This window comes from Enterobacter sp. MGH119 (assembly GCF_001037675.1).
GTDB classification, from domain to species: Bacteria; Pseudomonadota; Gammaproteobacteria; order Enterobacterales; family Enterobacteriaceae; genus Enterobacter; species Enterobacter hormaechei_C.
The window spans coordinates 1-23,377 of the sequence record NZ_KQ089934.1; the positions used below are offsets into that span (position 1 = coordinate 1).

Sequence of the window (23,377 nt, forward strand, 5' to 3'; positions counted from 1 at the left end):
CAAAGGCAGGTTCTTTAAGGTAAGGAGGTGATCCAACCGCAGGTTCCCCTACGGTTACCTTGTTACGACTTCACCCCAGTCATGAATCACAAAGTGGTAAGCGCCCTCCCGAAGGTTAAGCTACCTACTTCTTTTGCAACCCACTCCCATGGTGTGACGGGCGGTGTGTACAAGGCCCGGGAACGTATTCACCGTGGCATTCTGATCCACGATTACTAGCGATTCCGACTTCATGGAGTCGAGTTGCAGACTCCAATCCGGACTACGACGCACTTTATGAGGTCCGCTTGCTCTCGCGAGGTCGCTTCTCTTTGTATGCGCCATTGTAGCACGTGTGTAGCCCTACTCGTAAGGGCCATGATGACTTGACGTCATCCCCACCTTCCTCCAGTTTATCACTGGCAGTCTCCTTTGAGTTCCCGGCCTAACCGCTGGCAACAAAGGATAAGGGTTGCGCTCGTTGCGGGACTTAACCCAACATTTCACAACACGAGCTGACGACAGCCATGCAGCACCTGTCTCAGAGTTCCCGAAGGCACCAAAGCATCTCTGCTAAGTTCTCTGGATGTCAAGAGTAGGTAAGGTTCTTCGCGTTGCATCGAATTAAACCACATGCTCCACCGCTTGTGCGGGCCCCCGTCAATTCATTTGAGTTTTAACCTTGCGGCCGTACTCCCCAGGCGGTCGACTTAACGCGTTAGCTCCGGAAGCCACGCCTCAAGGGCACAACCTCCAAGTCGACATCGTTTACGGCGTGGACTACCAGGGTATCTAATCCTGTTTGCTCCCCACGCTTTCGCACCTGAGCGTCAGTCTTTGTCCAGGGGGCCGCCTTCGCCACCGGTATTCCTCCAGATCTCTACGCATTTCACCGCTACACCTGGAATTCTACCCCCCTCTACAAGACTCTAGCCTGCCAGTTTCGAATGCAGTTCCTAGGTTGAGCCCGGGGATTTCACATCCGACTTGACAGACCGCCTGCGTGCGCTTTACGCCCAGTAATTCCGATTAACGCTTGCACCCTCCGTATTACCGCGGCTGCTGGCACGGAGTTAGCCGGTGCTTCTTCTGCGGGTAACGTCAATTGCTGAGGTTATTAACCTCAACACCTTCCTCCCCGCTGAAAGTACTTTACAACCCGAAGGCCTTCTTCATACACGCGGCATGGCTGCATCAGGCTTGCGCCCATTGTGCAATATTCCCCACTGCTGCCTCCCGTAGGAGTCTGGACCGTGTCTCAGTTCCAGTGTGGCTGGTCATCCTCTCAGACCAGCTAGGGATCGTCGCCTAGGTGAGCCGTTACCCCACCTACTAGCTAATCCCATCTGGGCACATCCGATGGCAAGAGGCCCGAAGGTCCCCCTCTTTGGTCTTGCGACGTTATGCGGTATTAGCTACCGTTTCCAGTAGTTATCCCCCTCCATCAGGCAGTTTCCCAGACATTACTCACCCGTCCGCCACTCGTCAGCGAAGCAGCAAGCTGCTTCCTGTTACCGTTCGACTTGCATGTGTTAGGCCTGCCGCCAGCGTTCAATCTGAGCCATGATCAAACTCTTCAATTTAAGTTTGATGCTCTTGAATTAAACTTCGTAATGAATTACGTGTTCACTCAGAGACTTGGTATTCATTTTTCGTCCGAGGACGTTAAGAATCCATGTCACTTTGAGTGCCCACACAGATTGTCTGATAAATTGTTAAAGAGCAGTTGCAACGGGGCTTTCAGCTCACCGTTGCGAGGTCCCGTATAATACGTTTTCCTCATTCAGAGTCAAGCAATTATTTTTACTTTTCTCTGTTGGCATTCATCTCTGAACCCCGCTGTCCCGGCGGCTTGTAAGCCGTTGTTCCGTGTCAGTGGAGGCGCATTATAGGGAGTTCTCAGACGTTGACAACCCCTCTTTGAAAAAAAACATTCAACCGTCTCTTTTTTGCTCAAAACCGTGCTACAGCGCCAGTTTTTCGAGCGTTTCGAAGCCGTAACGCTGTAAAACGGGTAAAAGTTGTTCAGTTTCTTTTGTTATCGCCATACAGAAAGCGATGTTCGCTTCCGCTGATTTCGCATCCGGCGCCTCGTGTTCCAGCAGCCAGGCCGTCCGACGCGCAATCGCCGCACCGGAATCCACCAGCCGGGTTCCTTCAGGCAGGACCTTTAATAGCTCTTCCTGTAACAGCGGGAAATGGGTACATCCAAGAACAACCGTATCCGGGGGTTCCTGCATCCGCAGCCATGGACGCAGAATGCGGCGCAGCTCTTCAAGCGAGACCGTCTCGCCGTGCAGCTTCGCTTCCGCCATTTCCACCAGCTCCGCGGAACCGAGCATGGCGATCTGGCATTCATTGGCAAAGCGCTCAATAAGCTCGCGCGTATAAGGACGTTTTACCGTACCACGCGTCGCCAGCAAACCCACGATGCCGTTCGCCGTCAGACGCGCCGCAGGTTTAATTGCCGGCACAACGCCCACAACCGGGAACGGGAATTTTTCGCGCAGGGCAGGAAGAGAGACCGTGCTTGCCGTATTACAGGCAATGACCGCCAGCGCCAGGGGGTAGCGCTTTTGTACCGCGGTGACGATTTCAACCACACGCTCAACAATAAAGTCTTCACTCTTTTCCCCATACGGGAACGCGACGTTATCGAAGGCGTAGATGTAATGGAGATCCGGCAGGAGCTGCCGAATCTCATCATAGACCGAAAGCCCACCGACGCCGGAATCAAACACCAGCACGGTGGGACGCGGATCAGAAGGTGTAGCTGCCAGACAAGGTGTATTCCCGTCCTGCAGTTTGGTAGCCATAAACTGTCTCGTAATCTTTATCGAACAGGTTGGCTATTTTACCACGAACTGTGAGATGAGAGGTGACGGGATATGAAACCGCGACGTCCCACAGGCTGACGCCGCCCATTTTCACGCGTTCTGTTGCATAGGTATTCGGATCAACGGCAACGTCATAGCGAGTGCCCAGATAACGGTACGCCAGATTCCAGTCGAGATCCCACACCTGCCAGTCAAGCTGATACTTAACCTGTTGCTTTGAGCGACGAGCCAGGACTTCGTTAGTTTTCGCATTACGCGGGTCGACGTAGTCGTAAGAAATCTGATGCCCTAACGGGCCAGTGTCGAACTGGGCCGTCGCCTCGATTCCTTTAATACGGGCTTCATCGACGTTGTAATAACGGTAAGTCCGCGGGTCGCTATTAATGAGGTTATCGATATCATTACGATAGCCCGTCACACGCCAGTTTACCGGCCCCGTCAGACCTTCAAAGCCGCCTTCCCACTGCTTACTCTCTTCTGGCTTCAGATCCGGATTACCGTAATCTTTACTGTGGATCTGGCTCATGGTCGGTGCTTTATACGCTGTACCGTAAGAACCGATGATGCGATACCCCTCGATGAACTCCCATGCGGCGCTGGTCTGCCAGGTGGCGTGATTGCCAAAATTAGAGTTATCGTCATTACGCGCCGCCGCTTCCAGCGTCACGCTGTTGAACTGCTGCATCGCCGAAAGGAACACGCCGGTATTACGTTGTTCGTAACCTTTTTCCAGATAGCCCGTACCCGCCTGGGTTTTCTGCTTCTGCCAGTCCAGACCCGCGCCGATATTGCCGTGCCCCACTTCAACCGTATTCAGCCACTGGGTGGTGTACTGCTTCACGTCATCCATGGTTGCGGAGTCAGCGTAGCGGCCTTTTTTCGGATCATAGTTCTGATCTTTGCTACGGCCATACCCTGCCACCAGCTGTGACTGGAAAATACCCTGGTTATAGCGCAACCCGGTGTCCCAGTTCTGGCTGTAAACCTGACGCGTGTCCGGCCGCCCATCAATGCCGGTCGCGCCATAGTGATCGTAACCGTCATACGCGGAGCGGTTATCGTAGCCAAAGCCACGGACGAATCCGCTGACGCTGTCGGTAAACTGCTGCTCCACCGAGCCAAATAGCGATTTACTCATAAAACCATCGCGGTCTGGCTGGGGCGGGGCATCTTTTGCGGCAATATCAAAACCACGGGTATAGGTATAATCACCGGCCATGGTGATTTTGGTTTTATCGAACACCTGCTGGAAGGCACCGTTATAGTTTTGATACCCCTTTGAACCGACACCCGCAGAAATTTCCGCACCCGGCTTGTCGCGCCCGGTAATGATGTTAATCACACCGCCAATCGCGTCGGAGCCATACAGCGCCGAACGTGGGCCGCGAATGTACTCAATACGCTGAATCAGCGACGTCGGAATTTGGCTTAAATCGGGAACGTTGCTGATCCCGGCATTATTCAGAGGGATACCATCAATCAGTACCAGAACATGGCGGGATTCCGTACCGCGAATAAACGTTGAAGAGGTCGACCCCATCCCGCCGCTTTGTGCGATGTCCACACCCGGCAGGCGTGACATGATTTCCACAACACTCGTTGCCTGCCAGCGTTCAATATCCTCACGCGTCACGACGGAGGTCGGAGCCAGAACGGTTTTTGCTGGTTGTTCGAAACGGTTTGCTGTCACCACCAACGAGTCGGCGCTTTCCTGCGCCCAGCCCGAAAATGCCGTGACGGAAAACACCGTCAACAGCGATACTTTTTTAATCATTGTTAAAGCATCCACAATATAAGAAGGATGCCGCAGGCCTCACCGATAGCACGCGATGATGAAACCAAATGCGACGTGATCCCGGCAGGTCTTCGGGCTGGGTGGCGTTATACGGATGAAGACTTCCCATTTTCACAGTGTCTACAACTCTCATCCCGCCAGTCTTTACCGCTGCGCGTCAGCTCCAGATTTGCACTGGATTCCCTTTTCACTCTAAGGAGACCGGAAACAGAATGCTACAATTAGACACGTATAGATGTCCAGATAGCTATTAGCCATTAAATCTGGACATCCACTGCACAATCCCTACAATCCCCGCGTAATTCTTTATCACTCAGGACGCATCATGACCCCCGAACACCTCCCGACAGAACAGTACGACGCACAGCTGGCAGAAAAAGTTGTCCGCCTGCAAAGTATGATGACGCCTTTCAACGCGCCCGTTCCCGAGGTGTTTCGTTCTCCGGTCAGCCACTACCGTATGCGCGCTGAGTTCCGCATCTGGCACGATGGCGATGACCTGTACCACATCATTTTCGATCAGCAGACGAAATCCCGTATTCGCGTAGACAGTTTTCCGGCGGCGAGTGAGCTTATCAACCAGCTGATGACGCTGATGATCGACGGTGTGCGCAACAATCCGGTACTGCGCAACAAGCTGTTCCAGATTGACTACCTGACCACCCAAAGCAATCAGGCCATTGTTTCTCTGCTCTATCACAAAGCACTGACTGACGAGTGGCGCGAGCAGGCAGAAGCCCTGCGCGATGCGCTGCGCGCGCAGAATATCAACGTGCACCTGATTGGCCGCGCGACCAAAACCAAAATCATGCTGGACCAGGATTACATCGACGAGCGTCTGCCGGTGGCAGGAAAAGAGATGGTTTACCGTCAGGTGGAGAACAGCTTCACCCAGCCGAATGCCGCCATGAACGTGCAGATGCTGGAGTGGGCGTTGAAGGCGACGGAAGGGTCTAAGGGCGATCTGCTGGAACTCTACTGCGGTAACGGCAACTTCTCGCTGGCGCTGGCGCGTAACTTCGAACGCGTGCTGGCGACGGAAATCGCCAAACCGTCGGTGGCAGCCGCGCAGTACAACATCGCCGCTAACCATATTGATAACGTACAAATTATTCGTATGGCGGCAGAAGAGTTTACCCAGGCGATGAACGGCGTACGCGAGTTTAACCGCCTGCAAGGGATTGATTTGAAGAGCTACCAGTGTGAGACAATTTTTGTCGATCCGCCGCGCAGTGGCCTGGACAGCGAAACCGAGAAGATGGTGCAGGCGTACCCGCGTATTTTGTACATCTCCTGTAACCCGGAGACGCTGTGCAAGAATCTGGAAACATTAAGCCAGACGCACAAGGTTGAACGTCTGGCGCTGTTCGATCAGTTCCCGTATACGCACCATATGGAGTGCGGCGTACTGCTTACTGCACGATAATCTTTAGGCCGGATAAGCGTAGCGCCATCCGGCATTTTTTGGCAGGTGGCGCTTCGCTTACCTGCCCTACAACGACTACAAAACCCTTCTCTACTCCGGCAACTCGCTCTTGCGGCTACGCATGCGAGAGCCAATCCAGAACACCAGCGCCACAGACAGTACCGCAGGCAGGAAGTTAGAGCCAATATCCGGATACTCCGCGCGCACCACCGTGCTATAAAGCAATACACCCAGAATAAAACAGGCTGCGGCCAGTCCCGGTAACCCAACTGGCATCGTGCGGTTCAGATAACGTTGATGCAGGCAGTACACCGTCAGCACCAGCGCGATAATCGGGAAAATCGAGAACGGTACAATTGAGCTGAAAACCGCCGCAAACGTACCATTAATGGATAAGCCAGCGATCAATGCCAGCAACAGCGTTCCTTTATCCTGACCTGACTGTTTCATTACTCACCTTCACTCATCGTTTTGATGTGCCAACTTCTCTTGTTCACGGCGATACCAGTAGTACGCACCTTTAGAAATCATCCGCAGCTGCAATACCAGTCGCTCTTCGAGTTGCTTACGTTGTTCAATGCTGACATCCAGCGCTTCAGCACCCGCGCTGAACACAATCGTCACCATCGCCTCAGCCTGTGCTTCAGTAAACGCACGCGGCATATGGTTTTCGAGTTCAAGATAGTCGGCAAGTTCCGCGATGAAATGCTGAATTTCACGCGCGACGGCGGCACGAAACGCGGCTGACGTTCCGGAACGCTCACGCAACAGCAGGCGAAACGCGTTAGGGTTATTGCCGATAAATTCCATAAATGTCGACACGGAAGTGCGGATCACGCTGCCGCCCTTGGCGATACGCTGACGCGCCTGACGCATAAGCTGGCGCAGCATCAAACCGCTCTCGTCGACCATGGTCAGGCCCAGTTCATCCACATCACGGAAATGACGATAGAAGGACGTTGGCGCAATCCCGGCCTCGCGCGCCACTTCACGCAGGCTCAAACTGGCAAAACTCCGCTCAGCACTCAGTTGACTGAATGCGGCTTCCACCAGCGAACGCCGGGTTTTCTCTTTTTGTTGTGCTCTTACGCCCATCACGATAGTTGAATCCTTCCAAAGGCCCGTTGGCACTATACCAGAGAATAAAATTAATCTGTTTACCTGACTTTGTGAATGATTGTTTACGCGCGGTTTGTGCTCCACTGCCCGAAAAAAGCACAACGATAATTGGGTTACCCTGGCAATGATGTTATGATTCTGTTGCTTTTATGTATAAGAACAGGTAAGCCTTGCCATGCCACATTCCTACGATTACGACGCAATAGTTATTGGTTCCGGCCCCGGCGGCGAAGGTGCTGCTATGGGTCTGGTAAAACAGGGAGCCAGAGTAGCGGTTATTGAGCGCTACCATAATGTCGGCGGCGGTTGCACCCACTGGGGCACCATCCCTTCGAAAGCCCTCCGCCACGCCGTTAGCCGCATTATCGAATTTAACCAGAACCCTCTTTACAGCGACCACTCCCGACTTCTTCGCTCCTCCTTTGCCGATATCCTGAATCACGCAGACACGGTCATTAACCAGCAGACGCGCATGCGTCAGGGTTTCTATGAGCGCAACCACTGTGAAATTCTGCAAGGGAACGCGCATTTTGTGGATGAACACACCCTGGCGCTGGAGTGCCACGACGGTTCGGTTGAGACGCTCACCGCTGAAAAATTTGTGATCGCCTGCGGCTCCCGTCCTTACCATCCGGCAGACGTGGATTTCTCGCACCCGCGCATTTACGACAGCGACTCCATCCTCAGCCTGCACCACGAGCCACGCCATGTGATCATTTATGGTGCGGGGGTGATTGGCTGTGAATATGCGTCGATCTTCCGCGGAATGGAGGTCAAAGTTGATTTGATCAACACCCGCGACCGGCTGCTGGCATTCCTCGATCAGGAGATGTCAGATTCCCTCTCCTACCACTTCTGGAACAGTGGCGTGGTGATTCGCCACAACGAAGAGTACGAGAAAATCGAAGGCTGCGATGACGGTGTGATCATGCACCTGAAATCCGGTAAGAAGCTGAAAGCCGACTGCCTGCTGTATGCCAACGGCCGTACCGGCAACACGGATTCATTGCAGCTGGAGAATATCGGGCTTGAAACCGACAGCCGCGGTCAGCTCAAGGTCAACAGCATGTACCAGACTGCGCTGCCGCACGTTTACGCGGTGGGCGACGTGATTGGTTACCCAAGCCTGGCCTCCGCCGCTTACGATCAGGGCCGCATCGCCGCACAGGCGCTGGTGAAAGGTGAAGCGACGGCGCATCTGATTGAAGATATCCCGACGGGCATCTACACCATTCCGGAAATCAGTTCTGTCGGCAAAACCGAGCAGCAGCTGACGGCCATGAAGGTGCCTTACGAGGTGGGTCGTGCCCAGTTTAAACATCTGGCGCGGGCGCAAATCGTGGGAATGAGCGTGGGTACACTGAAGATCCTGTTCCATCGCGAGACGAAAGAGATCCTCGGTATTCACTGCTTCGGTGAACGCGCGGCGGAAATCATTCATATCGGCCAGGCGATCATGGAGCAAAAAGGTGGTGGCAACACCATTGAGTACTTCGTTAACACCACCTTTAACTACCCGACCATGGCGGAAGCTTATCGGGTCGCTGCGCTGAACGGCTTAAACCGCCTGTTTTAACGCGCTGTCAAAATGGCCATCCATCGCACCGCGGATGGCCTCTGCCAGCTGCTCATAGCGGCTGCGCAGCGGTGACCCCGGACGATAAACCAGACCAATGGTGCGACGCGGCTCCGGCTTAATACACGGCAGATAGACCACGCCATCACGTTTACGCTCGTGCGGCACCGCCAGTGCCGGCAACAGCGTAATACCGCTTCCCGCCGCCACCATATTACGCAGCGTTTCCAGGCTGGTTGCGCGAAAATGGGTATCTTCATCGGCACCCGCTTCGAAGCAGAAGCCCATCGCCTGATCGCGCAGACAGTGGCCGTCTTCCAGCATCAGCAGTTTTTCACCGGCCAGATCGGCCATCGGTACGCGATCGCGGTTCGCCCACGGGTGATCTTCATAGATCGCCAGCATCATCGGCTCATCGAACAGCGGTACTTCAATAAACGCTTCACTCTCTTTAACGAGCGCCAGAATCGCACAGTCGAGCTTACCGCTGTCTAACTGCGCCAGCAGCTGATGGGTTTGCGCTTCATGCAGGTACATTTCGAGTTTCGGGAACGTCTGGTGCAGCATCGGAATGATTTGCGGCAACAGGTACGGGCCAACGGTTGGGATCAGGCCAATATGCAGCGGGCCGGACATCGCTTCCCCCTGCTGGCTTGCCATTTCCTTGAGCACTTTGACCTCGCGCAGTACGGTGCGCGCCTGATCCACCAGCAGCAGACCTGCCTGCGTGAACAGTACTTTACGACTGGTGCGCTCCAGCAGCATCACGCCCAGCTCATCTTCCAGCTTGCGGATCTGACCGCTCAGCGTTGGCTGGCTGACATGGCAGGAGTCTGCCGCGCGGCGAAAATGGCGATGCTCAGCTAACGCTACCAGGTATTCAAGATCACGAATATTCATTATTCATCCTCCGTCGCCACGATAGTTCATGGCGATAGATAGCATAGCAACGAACGATTATCCCTATCAAGCATTCTGTTGAATAATACATCACATAGACGAGGCGGCACGTGTTTGACCCTTGACGTCCCCGCACCGTCAGCGAGTTTCTCTCAAAACTCGAAAAACTAAAGCCAACGTGAACTTTTGCGGACCCCGTGGTCCGCTTTTTTTTGCGTAAAAAAAAGCCCAGCACTAAGCCAGGCTCCGTTTTTCTCCCTCTCCCAGTGGGAGAGGGACGGGGTGAGGGCACCAGCCCGCACGGTTTAAACCAACCGGTTTTTCGCATCCGCAATCGCCTGCGCTACCTGCTTCGGTGACACGCCGCCTTTCGCTGCACGCTTATCCAGGCAGGATTGCAGGGCCAGAATCGGGTAGACATCATCCCCGATAACCGCGCTGAATTTTTGCAGGTCGGCAAGCGCCAGCTCTTCAAGGGCTTTACCCTGACGAATCGCTTCCACTACCGCTTCACCCACAATATGGTGCGCCTCGCGGAACGGTACGCCTTTCGCCACCAGGTAGTCCGCCAGTTCGGTAGAGTTAGCATACCCCTGCTGCGCCGCTTCCTGGCAGCGCGGACGTTTCACCTGAATGCCGTCCAGCACCAGCGCGCCCATATGCAGACAGTCCAGCCAGGTGTCGATCGCGTCGAACAGCCCCTCTTTGTCTTCCTGCATGTCTTTGTTGTACGCCAGCGGCAGCCCTTTCAGGGTCATCATCATACCGGTCAGCGCACCCTGCACGCGGCCACATTTCCCGCGGATCAGCTCCAGCGCGTCCGGGTTTTTCTTCTGCGGCATCAGGGAGGAGCCGGACGTCACACGGTCGGACAGCTCCACAAACCCGGCTTCGCCAGAGTTAAAGAAGATCAGGTCTTCGGCAAAGCGCGACAGGTGCACCATCCCGATAGACGCATTTGAGAGCAGTTCCAGCACGTGGTCACGGTCAGAGACGCTGTCCAGACTATTGCGGGTGGCGGAGGCAAAGCCCAGCCAGCCTGCCAGCTGCTCACGGTCAATTTCATAAGCCGTGCCGGCAAGCGCGCCGCTGCCCAGCGGGCTCACGTCCAGACGCTTTAAGGTATCCTGTAAACGGCTCTCATCACGCGCCAGCATCTCAACATAGGCCAGACACCAGTGCGCGAACGTCACCGGCTGCGCGCGTTGCAGGTGGGTATAACCCGGCATCACCGCGTCCTGATTGTTCTGCGCGGTGTCCACCAGCGCGCCCTGCAACTGACGATTCGCCGCCAGCAGTTCGCCGACGGTCTCTTTGCACCACAGCTTCAGGTCGGTCGCCACCTGGTCATTACGGCTACGCCCGGTATGGAGCTTTTTACCCAACTGGCCGACTTTGTCGATCAGTTTGCCTTCCACCCAGCTGTGAATATCTTCAGCATCGCTCTGGAGGATTTGCTGCGGATCCAGACGCACCTCTTCCAGCAGGTTGTTCAGCGCCTCTTCCAGCTGCTGCTGTTCGTCTGCGGTCAGCACGCCAACGGTCACCAGCGCTTTGGACCAGGCCACAGAGCCGACAATATCCTGTTCGGCCAGGCGGTAGTCGAAGCGCAAAGAGTCGTTGAACTGTTTGAACCGCTGATCCGCTGCCTGTGTAAAACGCCCACCCCAAAGTGCCATAACGAATTTCCTTAATGATGATATTTTTGCCCGGTGGCGCTGCGCTTACCGGGCCTACAAAATTCACGTAGGCCGGATAAGCGAAGCGCCATCCGGCACAGAATCTTAAGCCAGAATACGCGTACCAATCGGCGTACCGTTAAACAGCGCCGGGAGTTGCTCCGCGTGCCGCCAGGAGGCGATATCCACCGGGCGACCCAACGTGCGGGCCGCATCCAGCGCCGCATTCACTTTAACAATCATGCCGTCGGTAATAATGCCTTGATCGATCAGCTGCTCGGCTTTTGCGGCGGTCATTTCCGCAATACGCTGGCCTTTGCCGTCCAGTATGCCGCTCACGTCGGAGAGCAGGATCAGGTCTGCGCCCAGCGTGGCCGCCAGCGCGGTTGCCGCCTGGTCAGCGTTAACGTTCATCAGCTCGCCCTCTTCGGTCACGCCGATTGAGCTCACCACCGGCAGAAAACCGCCTTCCAGCAGGGTGTTAATCAGCTTAGGCGAACCTGGCTGCGCCAGTCCAACATGGCCGAGCTCTTCGTCAAGCTGGGTCACTTTTACGCTGTCACCGTCGCCCAGACAGAGGCCAACGGAAGCGATATGGTGTTTCTTCGCCCATGCCAGCAGCGTTTTGTTCGCCGTGCCCGCCAGCGCGCCGGTAATGATGTCAATCTGGTCAGCAGGGGTGACGCGCAGGCCATTTTTCTTTTTCACCGGCAGGTTGAGCCCTTTCATCAGCTCATCCACCACACAGCCGCCGCCGTGCACAATCACCAGCGGACGTTGGTGTGATTCACGATAGTTCACCAGTGCGTTAAACAGGCGCTCCAGCGCTTCTTCGCTGTCCAGCAGTACACCACCGAGTTTGATAATTAATGGGTTCATCATCACACCTTAAATAAGAGCCTGCGTTTCAGGGAAGCCGAAACGAATATTTGCACACTGCATTGCCTGTGCGGCAGCGCCTTTGAGTAGGTTATCTTCTGCTGCCACCACGATGAGATGCTCACCCTGCACGGCAAAGCCGATATCGCAGAACGGCAGGCCGACCACATTTTTCAGCGCCGGCACGCCTTTGTCGTACAGGCGCACCAGCGGTTTGTCCGCATACGCCTGCGTGAAGACCTCGTTCACCTGTTCTTTGTTCACACCCGGCTTCAGGCGGCAGGTAATGGTTTCGAGGATCCCGCGCGGGAAGCTGCCCAGATGCGGGGTGAAAATCACGTCCGCGCCCAGATGGGTGGTGATTTCAGGGTGATGACGGTGATTAAACACGCCATACGGCTGAAGGCTCACTTCGCAGAAGCTGTTGGAGATCGCCGCTTTGCGCCCGGCGCCGCTCACGCCACTGGTGGCGTTGATCACCGGCCACTGGTTCAGATCCAGCAACCCGGCGTCGATCAGCGGCTTCAGGGAAAGCTGCGCCGCCGTCGGGTAGCATCCCGGAACGGCAATCAGGTTCGCTTCTTTCAGTTTATCTGCGCTCCACTCCGCCAGGCCGTACACCGCTTTTTCAAGCAGTTCCGGATGCTGGTGGGTGAAACCGTAATATTTTTCGTAGAACGCGCCGTCGTTAACGCGGAACGCGCCGGAGAGATCGAACACCACGCATCCGGCTGCCAGGAACTGCGGCGCCAGGTCGTGACTGACCTCGTGTGCGGTGGCTAAAAACACCACGTCAACGCCGTCGGTAAACTCGCTGATGTCAGACATGGGCTGCAAAGGCAAATCAACCACGCCCTTAAGTTGTGGATGCAAATCGGAAATTAACTTTCCGGCATCATTGCTTTGCGCTGACACGGTCAAAGCGGTTATGGTCATATGAGGGTGGCGATTTACGTAGCTTACAAGCTCTGCGCCCGCATAACCGCTAGCGCCTACAATCAGCGTATTCAACATCGGGTTCCTTTATGCTCAACGTTAATGTATTTTTATTCACATTTATTGCATGAATATTGATACTATCACGACCTAAGGTGTGTCAACAATGAAAATGAACTTACCGCCATTTATCGAGATTTACCGCGCCCTGATCGCCACACCCTCCATCAGCGCGACGGAAGAAGCCCTGGATCAGAGCAATGAGTCTTTAATCAATCTGCTGGCGGGTTGGTTTAGCGATCTTGGGTTTAACGTTGAGGTTCAGCCCGTCCCCGGAACACGCCACAAATTTAACCTGCTCGCCAGTACCGGACATGGCGCGGGCGGCCTGCTGCTGGCTGGGCACACTGACACCGTGCCGTTTGATGATGGCCGCTGGACGCGCGATCCGTTCACGCTGACCGAGCATGACAACAAGCTTTATGGTCTGGGCACCGCCGACATGAAAGGCTTCTTCGCCTTTATCCTCGACGCGCTGCGTGACGTGGACGTGACGAAGCTGAAAAAACCGCTCTACATTCTGGCGACCGCCGATGAAGAGACCAGCATGGCGGGCGCACGTTATTTCTCTGAAAACACATCGATTCGTCCTGACTGCGCGATCATCGGCGAACCGACCTCTCTGCAACCGATTCGGGCGCACAAAGGCCATATTTCTACCGCGGTGCGCGTACTGGGCCAGTCTGGCCACTCCAGCGATCCGGCGCGCGGCGTGAACGCCATTGAGCTGATGCATGACGCGATTGGCCGCATCATGACCCTGCGCGACGATCTGAAAGAGCGCTATCACTACGAGGCGTTCACCGTGCCTTACCCAACGCTTAACCTCGGCAGCCTGCACGGCGGTGATGCGTCCAACCGTATCTGCGCCTGCTGCGAACTGCATATGGATATCCGTCCTCTGCCGGGTATGACGCTGAGCGATCTGGATGGCTTACTGAACGAAGCGCTGGCACCGGTCAGCGAGCGCTGGCCGGGCCGTCTGACGGTCTCCGAACTGCATCCGCCGATTCCAGGCTACGAATGCCCGCCTGACCATCAGCTGGTTCAGGTAGTGGAAAAACTGCTCGGCGAGAAAACCGACGTGGTGAACTACTGCACCGAAGCGCCGTTTATTCAGACGCTGTGCCCGACGCTGGTTCTGGGCCCTGGCTCCATCAACCAGGCACACCAGCCGGACGAATATCTCGAAACCCGCTTCATCAAGCCCACCCGCGAACTCATTACCCAGGTTGTGCATCACTTCTGCTGGCATTAAAACCGCACCGAAAAGTCCCCTCTCCCTGTGGGAGAGGGTTAGGGTGAGGGCAACAAATCGCATGATCACCGTCACATTTCCATAAGCATCTCTTATCTGACGCAATGCGAATTAAATTTCGTAAATTGCCCGCATTTATTCGTCTGCTGAACCGTTTTCGCAGCAATTGACGACGGGGGTTTTACGTGGCTTTATAAAGGGAGATGACAAAATAATGTCCAGAAGATTTTCGCCTGGGCATAAACAAAAATGATGGGGTGACTGGGTTTTTATGAACGAACAATATTCCGCGTTGCGTAGTAATGTCAGTATGCTCGGCAAAGTGCTTGGAGATACCATCAAAGACGCACTGGGGGAGAACATCCTCGACCGCGTTGAAACCATCCGCAAGCTGTCCAAATCTTCCCGCGCCGGTAATGAGGCCAACCGTCAGGAGCTGCTTACCACCTTGCAGAACCTCTCCAACGATGAGCTGCTGCCCGTTGCCCGCGCCTTCAGCCAGTTCCTGAACCTGGCAAACACCGCTGAGCAATACCACAGCATTTCGCCAAAAGGCGAAGCGGCCAGCAACCCGGAAGTCATTGCCCGCACCCTTCGTAAACTCAAAGACCAGCCCGACCTCAACGAAGCGACCATCAAAAAAGCGGTGGAATCCCTTTCGCTGGAGCTGGTGCTGACCGCACACCCAACCGAAATCACCCGTCGTACGCTGATCCACAAAATGGTGGAAGTGAACAACTGTCTGAAGCAGTTGGATAACAAAGACATCGCCGACTACGAACGTAACCAGCTTATGCGCCGCCTGCGCCAGCTGATTGCCCAGTCCTGGCACACCGATGAAATTCGTAAGCATCGCCCAAGCCCGGTCGACGAAGCCAAGTGGGGCTTTGCGGTGGTGGAAAACAGCCTGTGGGAAGGGGTACCCAACTACCTGCGCGAGCTGAACGAACAGCTGGAAGAAAATCTGGGCTATCGCCTGCCGGTCGACTTTGTGCCGGTTCGCTTCACCTCCTGGATGGGCGGCGACCGCGACGGCAACCCGAACGTGACGGCGGAAATCACCCGTCACGTCCTGCTGCTGAGCCGCTGGAAAGCAACCGACCTGTTCCTGAAAGATATTCAGGTGCTGATCTCCGAGCTGTCGATGGTGGAAGCGACGCCGGAACTGCGCGCGCTGGCCGGTGAAGAAGGCGCCAGCGAGCCGTACCGCTTCCTGATGAAAAAGCTGCGCGGTCAGCTGATGGCCACTCAGGCCTGGCTCGAAGCGCGCCTGAAAGGCCAGCGCCTGCCGAAGCCGGAAGGTCTGCTGAGCCAGAACGAACAGCTCTGGGAGCCTCTATACGCCTGCTATAAATCGCTCCAGGCTTGTGGGATGGGCATCATTGCCAACGGCGAACTGCTCGACACCCTGCGCCGCGTGAAGTGTTTCGGCGTGCCGCTGGTGCGTATCGACGTTCGTCAGGAAAGTACCCGTCATACCGAAGCGCTGGGCGAGCTGACCCGCTACCTCGGCATTGGCGACTACGAAAGCTGGTCAGAAGCCGACAAACAGGCGTTCCTGATCCGCGAGCTGAACTCCAAGCGCCCGCTGCTGCCGCGCAACTGGGAGCCAAGCAATGACACCCGCGAAGTGCTCAACACCTGTAAAGCGATTGTAGATGCGCCGAAAGGATCTGTGGCCGCCTACGTGATCTCCATGGCGAAGACCCCGTCCGACGTGCTGGGCGTTCACCTTCTGCTGAAAGAAGCGGGCATTGACTATGCTCTGCCGGTAGCACCGCTGTTTGAGACTCTCGACGACCTGAACAACGCTAACGACGTGATGACCCAGCTGCTGAACATCGACTGGTATCGCGGCTTTATTCAGGGCAAACAGATGGTGATGATCGGCTATTCCGACTCCGCGAAAGATGCGGGGGTGATGGCAGCCTCCTGGGCGCAGTATCAGGCACAGGATGCACTGATCAAAACCTGTGAGAAAGCCGGTATCGAGCTGACCCTGTTCCACGGACGCGGTGGCTCAATTGGTCGTGGCGGTGCGCCTGCACACGCGGCGCTGCTCTCTCAACCACCAGGAAGCCTGAAAGGCGGCCTGCGCGTGACCGAGCAGGGCGAGATGATCCGCTTCAAGTACGGCCTGCCGGAAGTGACCATCAGCAGCCTGTCGCTTTATACCAGCGCGATCCTCGAAGCCAACCTGCTGCCGCCGCCGGAGCCAAAAGAATCCTGGTGCCGGATTATGGACGAACTGTCTGACATCTCCTGCGATCTGTACCGCGGCTACGTGCGTGAAAACAAAGATTTTGTCCCTTACTTCCGCTCGGCCACGCCTGAACAGGAGCTGGGTAAACTGCCGCTGGGCTCGCGTCCTGCAAAGCGTCGCCCGACCGGTGGCGTTGAATCCCTGCGCGCCATTCCATGGATCTTCGCCTGGACGCAAAACCGCTTAATGCTGCCAGCCTGGCTGGGTGCCGGTGCGGCGCTGCAAAAAGTGGTGGAAGACGGTAAGCAGAGCGAACTGGAAACCATGTGCCGCGACTGGCCATTCTTCTCTACCCGTCTGGGAATGCTGGAGATGGTCTTCTCGAAGGCCGACCTGTGGCTGGCGGAATACTACGATCAGCGCCTGGTGAAGCCGGAGCTGTGGGCGCTGGGCAAAGAGCTGCGCGAACTGCTGGAAGGCGACATCAAAGTGGTGCTGGACATCGCTAACGACTCCCACCTGATGGAAGACCTGCCGTGGATCGCCGAGTCTATCCAGCTGCGTAACATCTACACCGACCCGCTGAACGTTTTACAGGCAGAGCTGCTGCACCGTTCGCGTCTGGCGGAAGAGGAAGGTAAAGAGCCGGATCCACGCGTTGAACAGGCGCTGATGGTAACGATAGCAGGCGTTGCGGCAGGTATGCGTAACACCGGTTGATCGGTTTTGCCAGGTGGCGCTTACGCTTACCCGCCCTAAAATAGGCTTTTCGTAGGCCCGGCAAGCACCAGCGCCGCCGGGCAATACCCTGGTATCCACACCATGCACCACGACATTACCCACATCCTGACTAACCTGATCAACAGCACTACGCCGCTGCGTCAGGTGCATTTTGCAAACTCCGCTACCTCCGCCCCCGAACTTGCCTTGCAGGTCGATTTTCCACGTCTGGAGATCGCGATCGAAGGTTCGATGAAAGACCAGGCTGGCTGCGTTTTACAGCAGGGTGATGTTTTATACGTCCCGGCTGGCGGCTGGAATAATCCACAATGGCAAGCACCCGCAACAACGCTGAGCATCCTGTTTGGCAAACAGCAGCTTGGGTTTAGCCTTTTGCACTGGAATGGTATAGACGTGCGAAACCTGACAAAGCAGCACGTTGCCCGCCGCGGTCCCCGTATTGGGTCGCTACTCTTACAGACGCTTCATGAAATGCAGATGCAACCGCATGAACAACAAACCGCGCGGCTGATTATTGCCAGCCTGCTTAGCCACTGCGTCGACCTGCTGGGTAGTCAGATCCAAACCGCCTCCCGCAGCCAGGCTTTGTTTGAAGCAATTCGGGTCTATATTGACGAACACTACGCCACTCCCCTTACCCGGGAATCCGTCGCGCAGGCGTTTTATATCTCCCCAAACTACCTGTCGCATCTGTTCCAGAAAACGGGCGCAGTGGGTTTCAATGAGTACCTGACGCACACCCGACTGGAACACGCGCGCCAGTTACTGAAAGGATATGATTTGAAAGTGAAAGAGGTGGCGCATGCCTGCGGATTTGTCGACAGCAACTATTTCTGCCGGTTGTTTCGTAAAAACACCGAGCGTTCGCCGTCAGAATACCGTCGCCAGTATCACAGCCAGCTCACCGGGAAGGTCATTAGTCCAGAATGACCTGAGTATGCTGCGGAGCGGCTAACATTTTACGCACCGCCCCCATCACCTTTTGTGGGTCGCGTAAAAAGGCGCTAATACCGCACTTCACGTAGCGCGCATGCTCGAAACGTTCGCTGCCCGCCAGTTCGATATCGGTAATGAGCAATACGACATCGGCTCGCCGTATGTCGTCTTCCGTAAGCTCGCTCTCAACGCCCAGCGCTCCCTGCGTCTCAATGTTAACGCTCCACTTCTCCTGCTGGCAGAGCTTTTCCAGACGTTCGGCAGCCATATAGGTATGTGCGACGCCACTGACACACGCGGTCACCGCCACCAGATGACGTCCCGTTATCACTGTCATGTTCAGCCTCCCACGGTAACATTGAAACCTTCGCGCTCTGCCAGTTGACGCATCGCTGACACCTCATCTTCTGTCGGAGGGGTCGCTTGCCGCATTCCCCACTCCTGTCCCAGCAGACGGTATTTTGGCTCCCCATACTGATGAAAGGGCAATAAATGCAGTTGCCGTATTCCTGAAGGTAGCAGGAAAGCCAGCACGCGCGCCATGTTCGTTTCGTTAAGCGTATAGCCAGGAATAAGCGGCACACGAGGAATCACGTTTATCCCGTCAGCCACCAGCTGGCGGAAATTATCCAGCACTCTGGGAAGATTCATTGCCACAATCGATTGGGCCAGATCCGCGTCCATGATCTTTAAATCAAACAACACTTCATCACACTGGCGAGCCAGCGGCATTAATCGGGACAAAGGGGCATCGCCTGCCGTTTCGATGGCCGTATGCACGCCGAAACGGCGTAAACCCTGTAGAAATTTTGTCGCGAAAGGCGCATGCAGCAACACTTCGCCACCCGAGAGCGTCACCCCACCTCCCGAGGAACGAAAGAAAACATCGTCTTTCATTACCTCGCTTACCAGCTCCTCCAGCGTAACATCCCGCCCAATAGGCTCAAATGCGCCGGAGGGGCACTCATCGACGTCCCGCAAACAGGGTACGCAGTGAAGACATTTGCTTTCTCTGCGCACCGTTTCGATTTTCGGTGAAATCGACTCCGGATTCGCACACCACGGACAGCGATGAGGACAACCTTTAAAAAAGACCACCGTACGGATGCCGCGACCGTCATTCAATGAGTAGCGCTGGATATTGAAAATACGCGCCACCTCGGCGTGCGTTTCAACCACGTCACAGCTGATGCGCTGTGCGGCGGATAATGTCATCCTGGATCTCCTTCGATAACTCAACAAAGAAGGCGCTGTAGCCGGCAACGCGCACCACCAGCCCGGCAAAATCCTGTGGACGCTGTTGCGCTTCACGCAATGTTTCCGCGTTCACCACGTTGAACTGGATATGCTGCAACTTAAGCTGGGTGAAAGCGCGAAGGAAATCCGCCAGCTTTTGCAGCCCGGCATCGCCTTCCAGCGTCGCAGGGGTAAATTTAACGTTTAACAGCGTACCGTTAGATAACAGATAGTTATCCAGCTTGCTTACCGATTTAAGTACCGCCGTTGGGCCCTGCATATCTTGCCCAAGCATCGGCGAGAGCCCACCGTCAGCCAGTTGCTCTCCGGCAAAGCGGCCATCCGGTGTAGCTACCACCACTGCCCCCAGCGGCACGTGTGCCGATACGGTATAAGAGCCTGGCGTGAACTGTCCGCCGCGCGGGTTCCGGTATTTTTCGACCTCTTTACAGTAATGGCGCAACAGTTCAGCGCTGATATTGTCGACATCATCGATATCATTGCCGTATTTTTCGAAGCGATTGATCAACCTTGCACGCACCTTTTCTCCCTCGGGGGTGGCAAAGTTCGCTTTTAACACGGCTAAGAGCTCATCAAAACTTAAGCGCTGCTGTTCAAAGACCAGCCCTTTCAGGGCGTGCAGTGAATCACTCAGATTGGCTATCCCGATCCCCTGAACGCCAGAAAAGTTATACCGCGCCCCGCCGTCGGTAATATCTTTCCCTGATTCAAGACAATCGCTGATAAATGAAGAGAGCAACGGCACCGGTGCCCAGTCTCGATGGCCGATATCGCAGATGTTGCTCCCCTCAACCATCAGCGCAATGTAGTGATTAATTTTGGCGCGAATATGGTCCAGCAAGCCTTCATAACTCAGCGCAGCATTACCTTCGTTCTCCTGCATCGCGATTTCCATTACTTTCAGCAGGTTAAACATCGCGATATCGTGCAGGCCATAGGTTTTACCCGGAATTGACAGTTCTACACAGCCAACCACCGCGTAGTCGCGCGCATCCTCCAGCGACACACCCCGATTCAGGAAAGCGGGTACCACCACTTCATCATTGAAAATCTGCGGGATACCGGTGCCCAGGCGGATCGTCTCCGCCGTTTTAAGCAGAAAAGGACGGTCGATAAGTTCGTTAACCCGCACGCCAAGGTTCGGTTGAGGAAGCTGAACGCTCTGGTAAGCATCCAGGCACAGGAAGGAAAGCACATTCACTGCGCTACGACCGCTCTCCGTTAAACCGCCCAACAACGCGGTATAACCCGTCGGGAAACCAGCAAAATAACGTGCGCTACTCGTCGAACGTAAAAGCACCACGTCATTGCATTTCACCCACAGCGATTCCAGTAGCTCTTTCAGAAATGCGGGATCGTCCCCCTGCGAAAACGAAGCCTGATAAAAGGGCAGCATATACTGGTCGAAGCGCCCGATAGAAAGCGAGCTGGCGTTAGATTCGTATTGTAAAATGACGTTCATATACCAGAACAGCTGACACGCCTGCCAGAACGTTTGCGGCTTATGCTGCGCGTTGTGACGCGAGATTTCGGCAATCTTTCGTAGCTCTTCACGCCGTGAAGCGTCATCACAGACGGTTGCAAGCGTTTCAGCCAGCGCAGCATAGCGCAGAATATGGCGCTGGGAGGCTTCAAGCAGAATCAGCGCGGCGGCATAGAACGTGTTCTGAGCATCGCGGGCACAATATTCTCGCATTTGCTCCACCAGCGCACCCAGCCCGTTATTCAGCAGGCGCGGATAATCAATAATGATATGCCCCTGCCCTTTGTCCGTCTGGTTGACGCTGAAAATTTGCGTCCCTACAGCGGCTTTCACCTCATCCGTCATCTGGCTGTTGATGAAATCTTTCATCGACCGTTTTTCCCAATAGGGATACAGCACGTCGCGGTAGATCTGCTTATCCGCTTCGCCGATCTCGAAGCGGTCCTGCGGACGTGTGGAAAACTGGTCCAGCTCCTTAAGTAGCCAGTACGGATCCATCTCAGGGGACATAATGCCCGCGCGCGGTTTAACGGTCCGGTTTCCGGCAATCAGTTCCTCATCACGAATCGCGATATTCACATGGTCAAGAATGTACGCCGTGGCTTTTGCTCGCCTGAGGATAACCGGCTCGCCCTCCGTCTGCTGATGGCTAGCGGTATAGAGCAAAGCACGCTCAAGCGAGATTTCACGTGGACTGGCAAAAAGTGCGTCTTTCAAACGTTGGATACGATTCGTCATGAGGGAACTCCTGTAACGGAAAACGAACCCGCCCCGAAGGGCGGGAGAGCGTCAGGCGATTTGCGCCAGGTGGGCATCAATTTTGTTCATGATGGCGTCGGCGCGTTTTACCGCGTCGCTGATATTGACGCGTACAATGGTTTTCCCGGCAAAGCGCTCTTCGAATTTAATGCCGATATCTTTGGTCAGGATCACCATATCGGCGGCGGCAACGTCTTCTGCCGTCAGTTCGTTCTCCAGGCCAATTGACCCCTGCGTTTCAACCTTCACTTCCCAACCTTTAGATTTGGCGGCACTTTCCAGCGCTTCGGCCGCCATGTAGGTATGGGCAACGCCTGACGGACAAGCTGTTACTGCGATAATTCGGGCCATGTTCTTTTCCTCAATCAGTTAATTTCGAAATCCAGATCCAGGTCGTCCTCTTTTTCCTCGACCTGTTTTGCATTCTTGCGGGCAAAACTCTTCAGCACGTTAACGCTAATGGCCGTCACAACAGCCCCCACGGCAACCGCCACGATGTAGCCCAGCTTGCCCTCCACCACAGGGAGAACGATGAGCCCGCCCCAACCGGCATAGCATTGTGCGCCCATCACGGCGGCCGTCACTGCGCCACATGCGGATCCCAGCATGATGGAGGGAATAACGCGCAGAGGATCAGCAGCAGCGAACGGAATGGCCCCTTCGGTGACCCCCACGCAGCCCATCACTAATGCAGCCTTACCCGCTTCACGCTCTTCACCGGTAAAATTCTTGCGATTAATCAGCGTCGCCAGGCCTAATCCTAGCGGTGGTATGCAAATAGCCACGGCGGCAATTGCAACGACGGTATAGACGCCCTGCGCAACGCAAATCAGCATGAAGGCATACGCCACTTTGTTGACCGGGCCGCCCATATCGAACGCCAGCATGAGACCGATAATAATGGCGAGTACCACAATGCTGCCCTGCTGCATTCCTTGCAGCCACTGGGTAAGGCCGGTGGTCAGTGCGCCTACAGGCTCGCCCAGCCCCCACATCATGATGCCTGCTGTGATAAACGTGCCGATAATCGGGATGATGAAGATAGGCATGACGGAGCGCAGCACTTTCGGGACCGGCAGTTTTTTCAAGTACCAAACGACAATCCCACCGAAAATCCCGGCGATAATCGCGCCAAAGAACCCGGCACCGAAGCTGTTGCCCACCCAGGCGGCAATTGCACAGGGAGCCAGCGCGGCACGTTCTGCAATGGAGTAGCCGATATAGGCGGCGAGGAATGGCACCATCAGCGTTAACCCCACCACGCCGATATCAAAGAGCTTTTTCAGGTTGGGATCAGTTGCGGCATCGGGCACCGCGCCTTTGCCATACAACATGACCGAAACCGCCAGCAAAATGCCGCCCGAGACCACAAACGGGATCATGTGCGACACCCCAGTCATCAGATGCTGCCGCGTGTTCTTGAGAATATGCACCAACTCTTTCATATGTCGCTCCTGGCCTAAAACCATAAAGATGTTGTGGCAAACAATAGGCAATCAGGAAGACGGCGGACAGGAGACAAAAAGGCCATTTACTGGATTTTTGTAATGTCGA

18 protein-coding genes, 1 rRNA gene and 1 riboswitch are annotated in these 23,377 nt (G+C 55.3%); of the genes, 5 read left to right on the plus strand and 14 right to left on the minus strand.

The features are described from left to right. Window positions 1-20: 20 nt before the first annotated feature. From SK53_RS20175 to btuB, 3 genes are all read right to left on the minus strand, one after another. Window positions 21-1,562, minus strand: a 16S ribosomal RNA gene (locus tag SK53_RS20175). Between the two features lie 381 nt (window positions 1,563-1,943). Then, window positions 1,944-2,795 (minus strand): glutamate racemase, encoded by an 852-nt coding sequence (gene murI / locus SK53_RS20180; RefSeq protein WP_032608099.1) that lies wholly within the window; start codon window positions 2,793-2,795, stop codon window positions 1,944-1,946. Beyond that, window positions 2,740-4,590, minus strand: a complete 1,851-nt coding sequence (btuB, locus tag SK53_RS20185) for a TonB-dependent vitamin B12 receptor BtuB (RefSeq protein WP_048209927.1) — start codon at window positions 4,588-4,590, stop codon at window positions 2,740-2,742. Before btuB ends, murI begins: the two co-directional genes overlap by 56 nt. A 65-nt stretch (window positions 4,591-4,655) precedes the next feature. Beyond that, window positions 4,656-4,832: riboswitch (cobalamin riboswitch) on the minus strand. Window positions 4,833-4,936: 104 nt separating this feature from the next. Between btuB and trmA the strand changes: the two genes are divergently transcribed. Further along, window positions 4,937-6,037, plus strand: a complete 1,101-nt coding sequence (trmA, locus tag SK53_RS20190; RefSeq protein ID WP_003862063.1) for a tRNA (uridine(54)-C5)-methyltransferase TrmA — start codon at window positions 4,937-4,939, stop codon at window positions 6,035-6,037. A 90-nt stretch (window positions 6,038-6,127) separates the two neighbouring features. Here the strand turns inward: trmA and SK53_RS20195 are convergent, their stop codons facing one another. Both SK53_RS20195 and fabR read right to left on the minus strand, forming a co-directional pair. Next, entirely contained in the window at window positions 6,128-6,487 is a 360-nt protein-coding gene (locus SK53_RS20195; RefSeq protein WP_003862061.1) for a YijD family membrane protein, read from the minus strand. Window positions 6,488-6,496: 9 nt separating this feature from the next. Then, entirely contained in the window at window positions 6,497-7,135 is a 639-nt protein-coding gene (fabR, locus tag SK53_RS20200) for an HTH-type transcriptional repressor FabR (protein WP_003862059.1), read from the minus strand. A 196-nt stretch (window positions 7,136-7,331) separates the two neighbouring features. Here fabR and sthA point away from each other — a divergent pair, with 196 nt between their 5' ends. Further along, on the plus strand, window positions 7,332-8,732 hold the full coding sequence (gene sthA, locus SK53_RS20205) for a Si-specific NAD(P)(+) transhydrogenase (protein WP_003862057.1): 1,401 nt from the start codon (window positions 7,332-7,334) through the stop codon (window positions 8,730-8,732). Here sthA and oxyR read toward each other — a convergent pair. From oxyR to argC, 4 genes are all read right to left on the minus strand, one after another. Continuing rightward, the gene (oxyR, locus tag SK53_RS20210) at window positions 8,715-9,632 is read right to left on the minus strand and encodes a DNA-binding transcriptional regulator OxyR (RefSeq protein ID WP_003862055.1); all 918 of its coding nucleotides are present in this window, start codon (window positions 9,630-9,632) and stop codon (window positions 8,715-8,717) included. The genes sthA and oxyR overlap by 18 nt on opposite strands. Window positions 9,633-9,937: 305 nt before the next feature. After that, entirely contained in the window at window positions 9,938-11,311 is a 1,374-nt protein-coding gene (argH, locus tag SK53_RS20215) for an argininosuccinate lyase (protein WP_048209928.1), read from the minus strand. Between the two features lie 105 nt (window positions 11,312-11,416). Beyond that, window positions 11,417-12,193: an acetylglutamate kinase gene (gene argB / locus SK53_RS20220; protein ID WP_086527949.1), complete on the minus strand. Its 777-nt coding sequence runs from the start codon at window positions 12,191-12,193 to the stop codon at window positions 11,417-11,419. A 6-nt stretch (window positions 12,194-12,199) separates the two neighbouring features. Beyond that, entirely contained in the window at window positions 12,200-13,204 is a 1,005-nt protein-coding gene (gene argC, locus SK53_RS20225; protein WP_048209929.1) for an N-acetyl-gamma-glutamyl-phosphate reductase, read from the minus strand. Window positions 13,205-13,292: 88 nt separating this feature from the next. Here argC and argE point away from each other — a divergent pair, with 88 nt between their 5' ends. From argE to SK53_RS20240, 3 genes are all read left to right on the plus strand, one after another. Further along, window positions 13,293-14,444: an acetylornithine deacetylase gene (argE, locus tag SK53_RS20230; protein ID WP_003862050.1), complete on the plus strand. Its 1,152-nt coding sequence runs from the start codon at window positions 13,293-13,295 to the stop codon at window positions 14,442-14,444. 271 nt (window positions 14,445-14,715) lie between these two features. Continuing rightward, window positions 14,716-17,367 carry a phosphoenolpyruvate carboxylase gene (gene ppc / locus SK53_RS20235; RefSeq protein ID WP_017383108.1) on the plus strand — a complete coding sequence of 884 codons (2,652 nt, stop codon included), beginning with the start codon at window positions 14,716-14,718 and terminating at the stop codon, window positions 17,365-17,367. 102 nt (window positions 17,368-17,469) lie between these two features. Then, a complete protein-coding gene (locus SK53_RS20240) occupies window positions 17,470-18,318 on the plus strand; it encodes a helix-turn-helix transcriptional regulator (protein WP_048209930.1) in 849 nt (282 codons plus the stop codon). Here SK53_RS20240 and SK53_RS20245 read toward each other — a convergent pair. Genes SK53_RS20245 through SK53_RS20265 form a run of 5 tightly spaced genes read right to left on the minus strand, consistent with a single transcriptional unit; the run spans window position 18,305 to window position 23,268 of the window. Next, complete coding sequence (locus SK53_RS20245; protein WP_023326308.1) at window positions 18,305-18,661, minus strand: PTS fructose-like transporter subunit IIB; 357 nt, start codon at window positions 18,659-18,661, stop codon at window positions 18,305-18,307. The two genes, SK53_RS20240 and SK53_RS20245, sit on opposite strands and share 14 nt — an antisense overlap. Window positions 18,662-18,663: 2 nt before the next feature. Next, window positions 18,664-19,539 carry a [formate-C-acetyltransferase]-activating enzyme gene (locus SK53_RS20250; protein WP_048209931.1) on the minus strand — a complete coding sequence of 292 codons (876 nt, stop codon included), beginning with the start codon at window positions 19,537-19,539 and terminating at the stop codon, window positions 18,664-18,666. Then, on the minus strand, window positions 19,505-21,802 hold the full coding sequence (locus SK53_RS20255) for a formate C-acetyltransferase (RefSeq protein WP_048209932.1): 2,298 nt from the start codon (window positions 21,800-21,802) through the stop codon (window positions 19,505-19,507). Before SK53_RS20255 ends, SK53_RS20250 begins: the two co-directional genes overlap by 35 nt. A gap of 51 nt (window positions 21,803-21,853) precedes the next feature. Beyond that, entirely contained in the window at window positions 21,854-22,174 is a 321-nt protein-coding gene (locus SK53_RS20260; protein ID WP_045346531.1) for a PTS fructose-like transporter subunit IIB, read from the minus strand. Window positions 22,175-22,188: 14 nt separating this feature from the next. Then, complete coding sequence (locus SK53_RS20265; protein ID WP_048209933.1) at window positions 22,189-23,268, minus strand: PTS fructose transporter subunit EIIC; 1,080 nt, start codon at window positions 23,266-23,268, stop codon at window positions 22,189-22,191. Window positions 23,269-23,377: the final 109 nt, after the last annotated feature.

Coding starts and splice junctions, on each gene's coding strand:
- murI (WP_032608099.1), bottom strand. CDS start 2,795: ATGGCTACCAAACTGCAGGACGGGAATACACCTTGTCTGGCAGCTACA.
- btuB (WP_048209927.1), bottom strand. CDS start 4,590: ATGATTAAAAAAGTATCGCTGTTGACGGTGTTTTCCGTCACGGCATTT.
- trmA (WP_003862063.1), top strand. CDS start 4,937: ATGACCCCCGAACACCTCCCGACAGAACAGTACGACGCACAGCTGGCA.
- SK53_RS20195 (WP_003862061.1), bottom strand. CDS start 6,487: ATGAAACAGTCAGGTCAGGATAAAGGAACGCTGTTGCTGGCATTGATC.
- sthA (WP_003862057.1), top strand. CDS start 7,332: ATGCCACATTCCTACGATTACGACGCAATAGTTATTGGTTCCGGCCCC.
- oxyR (WP_003862055.1), bottom strand. CDS start 9,632: ATGAATATTCGTGATCTTGAATACCTGGTAGCGTTAGCTGAGCATCGC.
- argH (WP_048209928.1), bottom strand. CDS start 11,311: ATGGCACTTTGGGGTGGGCGTTTTACACAGGCAGCGGATCAGCGGTTC.
- argB (WP_086527949.1), bottom strand. CDS start 12,193: ATGATGAACCCATTAATTATCAAACTCGGTGGTGTACTGCTGGACAGC.
- argC (WP_048209929.1), bottom strand. CDS start 13,204: ATGTTGAATACGCTGATTGTAGGCGCTAGCGGTTATGCGGGCGCAGAG.
- argE (WP_003862050.1), top strand. CDS start 13,293: ATGAAAATGAACTTACCGCCATTTATCGAGATTTACCGCGCCCTGATC.
- ppc (WP_017383108.1), top strand. CDS start 14,716: ATGAACGAACAATATTCCGCGTTGCGTAGTAATGTCAGTATGCTCGGC.
- SK53_RS20240 (WP_048209930.1), top strand. CDS start 17,470: ATGCACCACGACATTACCCACATCCTGACTAACCTGATCAACAGCACT.
- SK53_RS20245 (WP_023326308.1), bottom strand. CDS start 18,661: ATGACAGTGATAACGGGACGTCATCTGGTGGCGGTGACCGCGTGTGTC.
- SK53_RS20250 (WP_048209931.1), bottom strand. CDS start 19,539: ATGACATTATCCGCCGCACAGCGCATCAGCTGTGACGTGGTTGAAACG.
- SK53_RS20255 (WP_048209932.1), bottom strand. CDS start 21,802: ATGACGAATCGTATCCAACGTTTGAAAGACGCACTTTTTGCCAGTCCA.
- SK53_RS20260 (WP_045346531.1), bottom strand. CDS start 22,174: ATGGCCCGAATTATCGCAGTAACAGCTTGTCCGTCAGGCGTTGCCCAT.
- SK53_RS20265 (WP_048209933.1), bottom strand. CDS start 23,268: ATGAAAGAGTTGGTGCATATTCTCAAGAACACGCGGCAGCATCTGATG.